This window comes from Perlabentimonas gracilis (genome assembly GCF_011174675.1).
Taxonomy (GTDB): Bacteria; Bacteroidota; Bacteroidia; order Bacteroidales; family Tenuifilaceae; genus Perlabentimonas; species Perlabentimonas gracilis.
In genome coordinates this window covers 41,110-52,469 of record NZ_JAANIG010000033.1, presented here as the reverse complement: position 1 = coordinate 52,469, position 11,360 = coordinate 41,110, and the positions used below count along the sequence as shown (strand labels likewise).

Here is an 11,360-nt window from a genome sequence, read left to right as displayed (position 1 = left end):
AACATCAAGCATATAGCCAAATTATTCCACAACTATTTTACTGACAATCAGTGTTTTGTTGAACAAAAAAGAGGGAATCCGTTTTTGGACACCCTCGTTTCGTATTACATATTTTATGGGTGGTTAGTTTCGCCCCATCAACTTCTCTTTCCTTAAAAATTCTTTGTAGCGCTTCACCTCCTTGGTCATAACGGGTGCTAAAAGCAGTAACGCTATCAGGTTAGGAATTGTCATAAAGGTAATAACCATATCTACAAAGTTCCACACAATATCGATACCCCAAATTGCACCAAAAAAAGTGAAAAGAGCAAAAATGAAGTAGTATGGCTTAATGGCCTTATCGCTAAATATGTACTGTATGGCCCGGCTACCGTAGTACGACCAGCTAATAATAGTTGAGAATGCGAAAAGCAGCAAACCAAGAGTAACTACATGGGTAGCAAATCCACCTAAGCCTACGCGGCCCATCCCCTCCTGAAAACCCTCAATTGTCATTCCAACCCCTTGAATACCCGAAGTCCACGCACCCGAAATTATTACAACCAATGCCGTAAGAGTACAAATGATTAGGGTGTCAACCATGGGTTCGAGCGAAGCAACAAAACCCTCGCGCATTGGATGCTCTGTTTTAGCTGCTGCGTGGGCCATTGGGGCCGACCCCTGCCCTGCCTCGTTGGAGAAAAGGCCTCGCCTAACACCCCACACCAATGTCATGATGAAGGTTGAGCCCACAAAACCGCCTGTGGCTGCTGTTCCAGTAAACGCATCGCTAATAATTAGGCCAAAAGCACTTGGGATATCTCTCCAGTGGACGCCTATTACAATTATTGCCGATAAAAAGTAAAGAGCCGCCATGAAGGGTACTAGGGTTGATGTTACATTGGCAATTCGTTTTAATCCGCCAACAATAATTAGTAACACTAGTACTGCAAGGATAATTCCTGTAACTAATATTGGTACGTTGTAGCTGGTAAGCAGTACATCGGAAATGGAGTTAGCTTGAGCCATATTGCCTGTACCAAGTGTACAAAGAGCAGCTGCTCCAGCAAATACTAGTGCGAGGGGTTTTGCAAATCGTCCCAGCTTTTCTTTCAGTCCAATCTCAATATAATACATAGGGCCACCCGATATGGATCCGTCGTCGTTAACCTTTCTAAAAATTTGAGCAAGGGTACACTCCACCATTTTAAGCATCATGCCAAAAAAGCCAGTTACCCAAAGCCAAAATATTGCACCTGGGCCACCGAGGTATATGGCCAGCGAAACGCCTACAATATTACCAGTACCCACAGTACCCGACAGGGCTGTTGTGAGAGCCTTAAAATGGCTCACATCGCCTGTCTCGTCCTTCTTGCTGTATTTACCTGCCACAAGCCTTAAAGCGTGCCTAAAGTGCGATATCTGTAAAAACTTGAATTTAAAGGTAAAGTATATACCTGTTGGAACAAGCAGTAAAAGAATTAGATAACCCCCAACGTACTCATTGTAAAACGAAATCACGTTGTTGATTGACTCGAGGATTGGATTAATAATTTTTAGGGTTGTTTTTTAAAGGGTTAAGAATTTATGATTGCTAAAAATAGAATAGTAATTGCATAATGCAAAATTTATATAGGTTGATTTTCTGTCGTAAATATTTTCAATAGCTCTTTGCAAACCACGTTCTTGTATTTTCTGCTCCAATTAACATCAAATTTTTTAGATACCCTTTACTTCGAAAGGTTCAAAACTAATGTGAATTAAATAGCAAAGGGTTGGCGTATGCCAACCCTAAACTAATATTTAGCAATGAAGTATGATTATTCCTCTGTAATTTTTTGGATTGCCTGATCGAGCTGAAGCGACTTTAGCCTGAGGTAGTGGTTAAGCGCTTTGTTGATAAGCTCGTCGGTTGTTTCACCCATGAATGGTGCAAGAATCTTTATCTTCTTCATAATTAGCGGGTCAATTGCAACCTGCGATTCTGCTGGGTTCACTTCGGTACTGCCGGGGATAGGCACTGTGTCAGCAGGTACATCCTCTTCCTTGATGAAACGAGTGTTCGACATCAGGGCCTTCTGGATGTCGTTTATGGTATGCTTACTCTTCTTAGCCATATATCTTAAGTATTTCTTTTGCCAAATCGTTGTAATCGTCGGCGCCTCTACTCTTAGGAGCATAATCGTATACCGATTGTTTAAATGCGCCCGATTCCATTAGCGAAATATCCTGCCGGATGTATGTATTGAAAAGTTTCCCCTTAAAGTTCTGATTTTCGGATAGGCTATGAATTACGGCCTGGCTAAACTTGGTGCGAGGATCAAGCTTAACAAATAGTATCCCCGCTAAATCCAAATCCGGATTCATCCTTTTCTTCACCTTTTCTGATATCAGCATAATTCTATCGAGCCCAATAAAGGCAAAATTTTCGGCCTGCATAGGAACAATAAAATGGTTGGCGGCCACCATCGAGTTTATCGAAAGTGTTCCCAGGCTGGGTGGACAGTCTATTAGAATAAAATCGAAATCATCAGCCACTTTGTCGAGCTGCTCGCGGAGCATATACTCCCTACCAGGCTCATTGTTAAGCTGAAACTCAAAATCGAGAAGTTTCTCACTTGATGGAATAAGGCTCAACTTTCCATTCTTAATCATAACATCATCCAACGTTGCGCTCCCAACCAGCAAGTCGCCCACTCCTACTTCAGGCGTGTCGGCTCCAAAGGCCGAGGTTAGGTTACACTGGCTATCGAGGTCGACCAGAAGAACTCGCTTTCTTTTTTTGGTTAATGCTGCACCAAGGTTTAGAACGGTTGTGGTTTTGCCTGTCCCTCCCTTATTGTTTATTATACTGATAATGTTTGCCATACAGAGCTGGTTAAATTGAATCGCTTCATTTTAAAGCACTAATATATGAATTTTTACTGCAATGCCACACTGCCAATGATTTTAAACATAGCCGATGAGTAATTATAATAGCTTTTAACACTATTTTCATAAAGATTTTGGTCATTTTGCATAACTTTACCAACATAATTTGGTTTATAAGATTGTAGTGAAACCGTAAATTTTAATTGTTATGAAAATCTTTTGGAGACATTCATTCCTCTTGATTTTTGTCTTGCTGGGCTACGTGGGTAATGCACAGCTTACAAGGGATTTGCATAAACTTTACCATCCCGCCTACTTCAGTCAGGCTTCGAGTGATTCAAGCCAATTCGACCCGTGGCGAATTGCTTCGAGCAAACCTACCTACTCCGTTGAGCTGGGCACCAGCTACTCCTCGTTTGGTGGAGGACTTTCATCAACATTTATCAGCCCTACCGTTTCGTTTATGGCCACCGATAAGCTACAAATTGTGGCAGGCGGGAGGTTTACCCAAACCAATATGGGTGGTTTGCCATTCCTCAGCTCGGAGCTGGGTCAGGTTGGTGAACAGCAGATGTCGGGTAATCCAACCGAAGCCTTTGCCTACGGGCATTACCAGATAAATGAGAAGTTGAGCGTTTACGGAATGGGTGCCTTTGGAAAAAATCAGCTATACATATCGCCGTTTCAAAGCGGGGTAACAAAGGCCGACTATCAGCAGCTATCGTTTGGAATGGACTATAAAATATCGGATAGGGTAAGTATTGGCGCATCCTTTGGGGTTAACAACGGCCCCTCATGGGGTGTATCGCCTTTTGGCAACCCTTATCACAATCGGATGAATCCATTCTTTCCATAAATTGATATCATTATAAAAGCTAAAGCGGGGCATAAAATCCCGCTTTAGCTTTTATATCAACTTGTTGTTCTATTCGGCCTCCACAAGCTGCTTAAATGTGATATGCTTGTTGTGATATAAGCCTGTCATAAATTTTACCACCCTCTCCTCGGCAGGATGAATCTTATCGCCAAGTCGCTCTGTCAAATCAGCGCAAATCTCCCCTACGCTTTGCTTACCATCAATGGCCATCCAAACTGCAGAGCCCAACTCATCGAGATGAATAGAGATGTAAATGGACTTTCGTGCTGGTATAAAAAATCGTGCAAACTTCTCGTTCTTAAACTTGGGAATTAGTATGGTAACTATCCCATTATCGTCAACCTTATGATCGTGAATACGAATGGGGATTAGATCCAGCGCACTTGTATTCTTTAAAATCTTTCTCCTCTTAAAAAAACTTGCCATATCTATAATTATTGATATTAATAAGAAAGTAAAGCCGATGACGTTTCATCGGCTTTACTTTTATAAATGGTTCTTTAGATTAATGTCCAACGCTTGGTGGAGCAGGTTCGTCTGGGTTACCGGCATTACGTAATGGCACCATGATAAGTATTAGGGCCACAACAATAATCACTATAAATCCGATAAGGAAACCAGGGTTTTTGAAGAACGAGAACACCTCGAAGAGGAATATACCACCCACGGCAAACATGGCCACCACTAGCCCCATGAGCGCCTCTCCGGCAATTAGTCCAGATGCCAAAAGCACCCCAACATTCTCGGTGCGTTGCTTTTGCGCTTCGTTGAGCTTGCGCTTGTTCGACATCATATCCATAATACCCTTAATGATACCACCCACAAATATTGCAAATGTTGTTGTTAGGGGAAGATACATACCCACGCTAACAAGCATAGGGCTCTTCACCTGCATAAGAATAAAGCCAACTCCCATGAACATACCCACAATAATTAATGGCCATGCCATTTCGCCGCCCACAATACCGCGAGCCAGAATGGCCATAAGGCTTGCTTGGGGTGCAGGAAGTTCTTGGCTGCCAAATCCACCAACGTACCCCTCAATATTACCACGGGCAATATCACCATCGTTAAGAATGGTAAGGATGAAGAACATTACAGCGCCAGAGGCAACCACACCAATAATATTACCTATCTCCATTTTCCATGGTGTTCCGCCAAGGATATGCCCAGTTTTAAGATCCTGAAGCATTTCGCCAGCCACGGCAGCCGAAACGCAAACAATGGCTGCAACACCAAGTACAGCCGCAACACCAGCATCACCACCATCGATACCAAGGATTACAAGCACTAAGGCAGTAACCAGCAATGCGGTAAGGGTTAGACCACTCACAGGGTTGTTCGATGAGCCAATCAAGCCCACTAGGTAACCAGAAACGGCAGCAAAAAAGAAGGCCAGAATTGTCATTAGCACAGCCACAACAATTGCTACCCACATAGCAGTTTTAAAAATAAAGAAAGTGATAACAAAGGTTAGGATGGCAACAGCAATAATACCAATAACGGTGAAGGAGAAGCTGATATCCTTTTCTATTCTATTGGTATCGGCTGGTGTACCCGCCGCAGCTTTCTTTACATCTCTTACCGAGCGGGCAATGCCCTCAATTAGGCTATGCCTCATATTGTATAGGGTAAAAGCTGCTCCCACAAGCATACCTCCAATGGCAATTGGACGAACAATACGAGCCCACACGTCCTTAGCAGCAGCAAGCCACTCGGCCGATGTTGCTGTTTCGGCCAGCTCCATTGATGGGCCAATAAAGTATAGTATAATTGGGGTTAAAAGTCCCCAGGCAATTATACCACCGCTAAATGCCAAGGCACCAAGCTTTGGGCCAATGATGTAGCCAACGCCAATGTATGCGGGGCTAACTCCGGGTGAGCCCAGGAACATACCTCCTTGCCCTGTGAAGCTACTTCCGGCAATAGTTTGCTTGCCCCATACAATAAAGCTCTCCCATGCGGTGGCAAAAAGCTTAAATTCAGCCAGAATTTTAACCACAGCACCAACGATCATAGCACGGAAAAGGAATTTTGATCCTCCACCGCCAGAGCGGCCTGCCTTATGAATCTCTGCAGCAGCAACACTTTCAGGGAAAGGTAACTCTGTGCTTTCAACCATAACCCTACGCAGTAGGGCAACGAACATAATACCTAGAAATCCACCAGCAATTAGAATAAGCGTGGATGTAAGGTAATTGCCTGCTGTAAAAAATGGGTCCCAAAGCCCAGCAACAAAAAATGCAGGCAAGGTAAAGATGGCTCCTGCCGCAACAGATTCGCCAATTGCACCAACGGTACGGGCAATATTCTCCTCAAGAATACTACCTTTCACCATTTTAAGGATGGCCATACCAACCACAGCAGCAGGATATACAGCAGCAATGGTCATACCTGCTTTTAAGCCCAAGTAGGCATTGGCAGCTCCTAGCACAACCGACATCACCAAGCCAATGAGCAACGCTCTAAGCGTGAACTCTTTCATATTTGTTTCGGCCGAAACAAATGGAACGAACTTTTTTGGTTCAGACATAAATGTTAGAATTTTAGTTTAGCTAATTTATAAAAGCATTTTCAATTGCAATTTGCTAAATTTTCTGATAATTACAAGTAATCATTTTTTTATTTTTTTATGTTTGGGCTATTGTTATAATATAAAAAGCCACGCATTTATAGAAATGAGTGGCTCAACTGGCAATTATAATTTTATGTTTTGTCTATCCGTAAATCTCTTTTTTGGATGCTTTAAGAGTATTCTTTAGTAATGAGACAATTGTGAGTGGCCCAACACCGCCGGGAACCGGCGTTATGTAGCTACACTTGGGCGAAACCTCATCAAACTTAACGTCGCCTAGCAGTTTCCAGCCCGATTTGGTAGTATCGGATTTTACTCGTGTAATTCCAACATCGATTACTGTTGCCCCTTCCTTTACCATATCGGCGGTGACAAACTCGGCTTGGCCAAGCGCCACAATAAGTATATCGGCAGTTCGTGTAATAGAGGGAATATCCTTGGTGCGGCTATGGCAAATGGTAACGGTACAATCGCCTGGTATGCCTTTCTGCGATAGCAGATTCGCTATGGGACGGCCAACAATATTGCTACGACCTAACACCACACAGTGCTTGCCCGATGTTTCAATCTTATATCTGCGCAAAAGTTCAATTATCCCATCGGGTGTGGCCGACACGTATGCAGGTAACCCAATCACCATTCGCCCCACGTTAACCGGATGAAACCCATCGACATCCTTCTTGGGATCGATTGCCTCAATAACCTTTTGGTCGGAGATGTGCTTGGGTAAAGGCATTTGAACAATAAAACCATCAACCTCGGGGTTGTTGTTTAGCTTATGAACTTCATTTAGCAACTCATCCTCGGAAATATTCGCATCGAATCGGAGTACTTCGCTCCTAAATCCTACCTTTGCACAGGCTTTCTCCTTGTGCCCTACATATGTTTCGCTAGCACCATCGTTACCAACCAGAATGGCTACTAGGTAGGGGATTTTACCACCGTTGGTCTTTATCTGAGTAACCTCTTGGGCTATCTCTTCCTTAACCTCATTGGCAATCTTTTTTCCGTCTAGTAGTTCCATGGCTTATCTGTTTAGTGTTTGTTAGTTCGATTACAAAATCGTTTATCTGCGGGGCATATTGGCCATCATACGGCCCAAGTTCTTGCCTCCTCCTCCAGAAACCATCTTCATCATCTTGCGCATATCATCAAACTGCTTTATTAGCCTGTTTACATCCTGGATGGAAGTTCCACTCCCCGATGCAATACGCTTACGGCGCGAACCATTGAGCAATGCGGGGTTCTCCCTCTCGTCGGGGGTCATGGAGTGAATTATGGCCTCAACACCTTTAAAGGCATCGTCATCAATATCGATATCTTTCATCATCTTGCCCATACCGGGAATCATTCCAGCCAAATCTTTTAGGTTACCCATTTTCTTAACCTGACCAATTTGCGAAAGGAAATCGTTGAAGTTGAATTGGTTCTTGGCAATCTTTTTTTGTAGCTTGCGAGCCTCTTCGGCATCGTACTGCTCCTGAGCACGCTCTACCAGCGACACCACGTCGCCCATTCCCAGTATCCTGTCGGCCATCCTGTCGGGGTGGAACACATCCAGGGCCTCCATCTTTTCGCCGGTGCTAACAAACTTAATTGGTTTGCTTACCACCGCACGAATTGAAAGTGCAGCACCACCTCTAGTATCACCATCGAGTTTGGTAAGCACTACGCCGTTGAAGTTTAGCCTGTCGTTAAACTCCTTGGCTGTGTTAACGGCATCCTGACCCGTCATGGAGTCGACCACGAAGAGGATCTCGTTGGGATCAACTGCCTTTTTGATAGCTGCCACCTCCTTCATCATCTCCTCATCAACAGCCAAACGACCCGCGGTATCAATTATCACCACATCATGCTTGTTCTGCTTGGCATGCTTAATGGCATCCTTGGCAATGGAAACGGGATCCTTACTGCCATCAACGGTGTATACAGGAACATTTATCTGCTCGCCCAAAACCTTAAGCTGGTCGATTGCGGCAGGTCGATAAACGTCGCCAGCCACTAGCAATGGATTTTTGCTCTTCTTGCTCTTTAAGTGATTAGCTAACTTACCCGAAAAGGTTGTTTTACCAGAACCCTGAAGACCAGCAATAAGAATAACCGATGGGTTGCCCCCAAGGTTAATATCTTCGGCCTTGCCCCCCATTAGTTCAGCAAGCTCATCGCGCACTACCTTAACAATAAGCTGACCTGGCTTAAGGGAGTTAAGTACATCCATACCCAACGCCTTACGCTTTACCTCATCGGTAAATTGCTTTGCAATTTTAAAGTTTACGTCGGCATCGAGCAGGGCTTTGCGCACATCCTTTAACGTTTCGGCAACGTTAATCTCACTAATTTTTCCTTCGCCCTTGATGAGTTTAAAAGATCTCTCGAGTCTTTCCGTTAAATTATCGAACATACTGAAATGTGGATTTGAAATGTATAGCTGAATTAATCAGCGCAAATATAACAAAAAACCATAAATTTAGTTTAGGTAAAGCAAAGGCGCTAATGAAGAATCGTTAGCGCCTTGACAAAACAAACTGGATACCTGCAAATTACTTTTTCCGTCCCCCAACAAGCGTGTTATAGTCTAGGTAGTACAACATCCGTAGCGAGATACTATTTCCCTTTCCTGTGCTCCAGAGCTCTCCTACATTATCGAAATACTGGCTACGAACATGGGAGTTTGAGGTTTCAATCACATTTTTCCACACTACGCTAAGTACGCTTCCGGGTGCAAAGTGCCACTCGTAGGTTAAATCGATATTAAAGAGGTTATAGTTGATGTTTCTATCGATGTTAGCATCAGCAATAGGCGTAGAAAGGGTGCCATCGTAATTAAGGCTATGATAACTTGAATAATCTAACCAACGCCAGTAGTGCCTTAGCCTAATGTTTATAAACGAATTTGCGGTGAAAGTGTACAGGGCGTCGAGGGTGTTGGTAAGTGTTGACACATCGCGTAGCCCCATAAAGATTTCTGAATTATCGTTGGCTCTTCCAACGTATCCAATATCATTCCTGCTAAAGTCTTGCTGTATTTGATAAACCACAAAGAAACTGTTGCTAAACCGTATGCGAGGGGAAAAACGGAACGAAAACTGATCCATACCCATGCTCTCCGAACGCCAGTAGCTAGTTCGGGTATCGATGGCTAAAGGCTTTCGATAGTCCGATGAGGTAGTGAAGTTACCTGCAAATCGACGAGGACGAATAACCATACGGCCATCAACACGGGGCTCATCGTAATCATGTGTTTCGCGTGGATCCATCCAAAACTCTCCGCTAACGTAGTGATATGTTTTGGCAAAAGTGGTACGAAAATTTATGTAAAAATGCGATGAGGTGTAAACCATTGGATTATGAAGCATAGAGTATGAACCGCCTATCCAACTGCTCCAGTTTAGCAGCTTCCAAAAAGGTTTGTAAACCCTATACCCAACGCCAGCCCCGTTGCTAAACTCGTTGGCCTTTTTTAGATATCCCATATCGTTAGGGTTATAATTCTTGCTTTCGGTATTTGTCCAGGTCTCAAAAAGCAGGTTTCCAGAAGTTTTATGTAATCCAAGATTATATTTATAACCCAAATCTAGATCGTCTTCAGCTATCTGACTTAGTACACCCTTACCTGTAATGGCGTATGTATTTGCCTTATCGCGCAGCACAAAGTCGGTTGCCGTAACATTTGATGTGTACCTTGAACTAGGCATTAAAAGATTGGTATTTGCTAGGCTAACGTAGGAGTTATTCTTTAGCGTTTGGTCAAATACCATCATATTGTAATTTGTAAACCCCTGGGTTAAGACACCTCTCTCCTCTTGGTTTACCGTGTCGCGTATGGTTGCATAGGTGTTAGATGTCATTGCATTGAGAAAACCGATACCCAAGCCAGATGATGTACGGCCCGATATCTTTGTGGCATTAATCATAGCGGTTTCTTGTGGATTAGCAATAATCTGCTCATGTTCGTCCAATTGGCCAGAAACTCCACTGTACTCCTTGGGGCGAGTGCCTATTCGGCGAGAGTAAAATATCCCTCCTTTTTGAAATAGATCCATACCCTCGTTAAAAAAGGGACGCTGCTCGCCATACTGCACCTCGTAAGGCGAAATGTTTAGCACCTTATCGTCCGATTTCACCTGTCCAAAGTCGGGTATCAGGGTCATATCCAGAGTGAAACTTTCAGTAAGGCCAAGCTGCACATCCATTCCACCATTTAGCTGCCATGCTAGCGATTCGTTATCGGGGTGTTTATCGATATAACCCGACACGTATGGGCTAAACGATAATCGAATGGGAGTATTAATGTCACGAATACCTGATAGTTCGCCCGACTGATTAACAATACCTGACACAGAGTTATCGATGGGATTCCATGAACTCCACTCGTTGTATCGCTTAATAAGTCTTCGGAAATTAAGCCCCCAATTACCATCAATCCTACTTGAAAAACGAAGTGCCGAAAAGGGAATACGCAACTCGGCAAACCAGCCCTCATCGGTAATGGTTACAGCACTTTCCCAAACTGCATCCCAGCTTCTATCGGTTGAATTACCCGTTCTTCGAACATCGGCCTGAACGCCCGATGCAGAAACAATAAATTCAAGGTAGTTAATCCCGTCGTTGTATGGGCTAATTAAAACGCTGAATGCATCGGCCTTTAAATTATCTGCATTATCGCGCTTACCCAGTTCCCTGTATACATTGTCGGGTTCTTCGTCGAAAAGTGAGGCACCAATATAAATGGAGACATCATCGTACAAAATTCTCACCTCGGAACGCTCCGATGGATATGAGCCGTTGAATGGTTCGTACTGAAAGAATTCATCGGCCACCTGAGCATTTTGCCAGGCATTCTCGTCCAACACCCCATCGATTCTAATGGGCTCATCAATTCGGTATGCGGTTATCTTACGCTTGCCCTCTGGCAAATCCTTTTGTGGGCGTGCATGGGCAAAGGGCATAAATATGCTGGATACTATAATAAATGTTAGTATTCTTCTTTTAATCATTGTGAAAAGTGATAAGTGTCCCCAATTGTTTGTCGTCAGAGTTTTGAAACGTAAAGGTAGC

Annotated in this window: 9 protein-coding genes; 1 reads left to right on the top strand and 8 read right to left on the bottom strand. The window is 43.7% G+C overall.

What is annotated here, in order from left to right:
* Window positions 1-123: 123 nt before the first annotated feature.
* The 3 genes from G8O23_RS13385 to G8O23_RS13375 all read right to left on the bottom strand — a co-directional run bounded on the left by G8O23_RS13385 (window position 124) and on the right by G8O23_RS13375 (window position 2,847).
* A complete protein-coding gene (locus G8O23_RS13385) occupies window positions 124-1,500 on the bottom strand; it encodes an alanine/glycine:cation symporter family protein (protein ID WP_166365675.1) in 1,377 nt (458 codons plus the stop codon).
* Between the two features lie 299 nt (window positions 1,501-1,799).
* On the bottom strand, window positions 1,800-2,096 hold the full coding sequence (locus tag G8O23_RS13380) for a hypothetical protein (protein WP_166365673.1): 297 nt from the start codon (window positions 2,094-2,096) through the stop codon (window positions 1,800-1,802).
* The gene (locus G8O23_RS13375; protein ID WP_166365671.1) at window positions 2,089-2,847 is read right to left on the bottom strand and encodes a ParA family protein; all 759 of its coding nucleotides are present in this window, start codon (window positions 2,845-2,847) and stop codon (window positions 2,089-2,091) included. The genes G8O23_RS13380 and G8O23_RS13375 overlap by 8 nt, the downstream gene beginning before the upstream one ends.
* Window positions 2,848-3,058: 211 nt before the next feature.
* Here G8O23_RS13375 and G8O23_RS13370 point away from each other — a divergent pair, with 211 nt between their 5' ends.
* Entirely contained in the window at window positions 3,059-3,706 is a 648-nt protein-coding gene (locus tag G8O23_RS13370; RefSeq protein ID WP_166365669.1) for a hypothetical protein, read from the top strand.
* Window positions 3,707-3,775: 69 nt separating this feature from the next.
* Here the strand turns inward: G8O23_RS13370 and G8O23_RS13365 are convergent, their stop codons facing one another.
* From G8O23_RS13365 to G8O23_RS13345, 5 genes are all read right to left on the bottom strand, one after another.
* Window positions 3,776-4,153 carry a PqqD family protein gene (locus G8O23_RS13365; RefSeq protein WP_166365667.1) on the bottom strand — a complete coding sequence of 126 codons (378 nt, stop codon included), beginning with the start codon at window positions 4,151-4,153 and terminating at the stop codon, window positions 3,776-3,778.
* A gap of 79 nt (window positions 4,154-4,232) precedes the next feature.
* On the bottom strand, window positions 4,233-6,260 hold the full coding sequence (locus tag G8O23_RS13360; protein WP_166365665.1) for an OPT family oligopeptide transporter: 2,028 nt from the start codon (window positions 6,258-6,260) through the stop codon (window positions 4,233-4,235).
* Between the two features lie 184 nt (window positions 6,261-6,444).
* Entirely contained in the window at window positions 6,445-7,326 is an 882-nt protein-coding gene (gene folD / locus G8O23_RS13355) for a bifunctional methylenetetrahydrofolate dehydrogenase/methenyltetrahydrofolate cyclohydrolase FolD (protein WP_166365663.1), read from the bottom strand.
* A 42-nt stretch (window positions 7,327-7,368) separates the two neighbouring features.
* The gene (gene ffh / locus G8O23_RS13350; RefSeq protein ID WP_166365661.1) at window positions 7,369-8,703 is read right to left on the bottom strand and encodes a signal recognition particle protein; all 1,335 of its coding nucleotides are present in this window, start codon (window positions 8,701-8,703) and stop codon (window positions 7,369-7,371) included.
* Window positions 8,704-8,842: 139 nt separating this feature from the next.
* Window positions 8,843-11,299: a DUF5916 domain-containing protein gene (locus G8O23_RS13345; protein ID WP_166365659.1), complete on the bottom strand. Its 2,457-nt coding sequence runs from the start codon at window positions 11,297-11,299 to the stop codon at window positions 8,843-8,845.
* Window positions 11,300-11,360: the final 61 nt, after the last annotated feature.

Coding starts and splice junctions, on each gene's coding strand:
- ffh (WP_166365661.1), bottom strand. CDS start 8,703: ATGTTCGATAATTTAACGGAAAGACTCGAGAGATCTTTTAAACTCATC.
- G8O23_RS13365 (WP_166365667.1), bottom strand. CDS start 4,153: ATGGCAAGTTTTTTTAAGAGGAGAAAGATTTTAAAGAATACAAGTGCG.
- G8O23_RS13370 (WP_166365669.1), top strand. CDS start 3,059: ATGAAAATCTTTTGGAGACATTCATTCCTCTTGATTTTTGTCTTGCTG.
- G8O23_RS13360 (WP_166365665.1), bottom strand. CDS start 6,260: ATGTCTGAACCAAAAAAGTTCGTTCCATTTGTTTCGGCCGAAACAAAT.
- G8O23_RS13380 (WP_166365673.1), bottom strand. CDS start 2,096: ATGGCTAAGAAGAGTAAGCATACCATAAACGACATCCAGAAGGCCCTG.
- folD (WP_166365663.1), bottom strand. CDS start 7,326: ATGGAACTACTAGACGGAAAAAAGATTGCCAATGAGGTTAAGGAAGAG.
- G8O23_RS13375 (WP_166365671.1), bottom strand. CDS start 2,847: ATGGCAAACATTATCAGTATAATAAACAATAAGGGAGGGACAGGCAAA.
- G8O23_RS13345 (WP_166365659.1), bottom strand. CDS start 11,299: ATGATTAAAAGAAGAATACTAACATTTATTATAGTATCCAGCATATTT.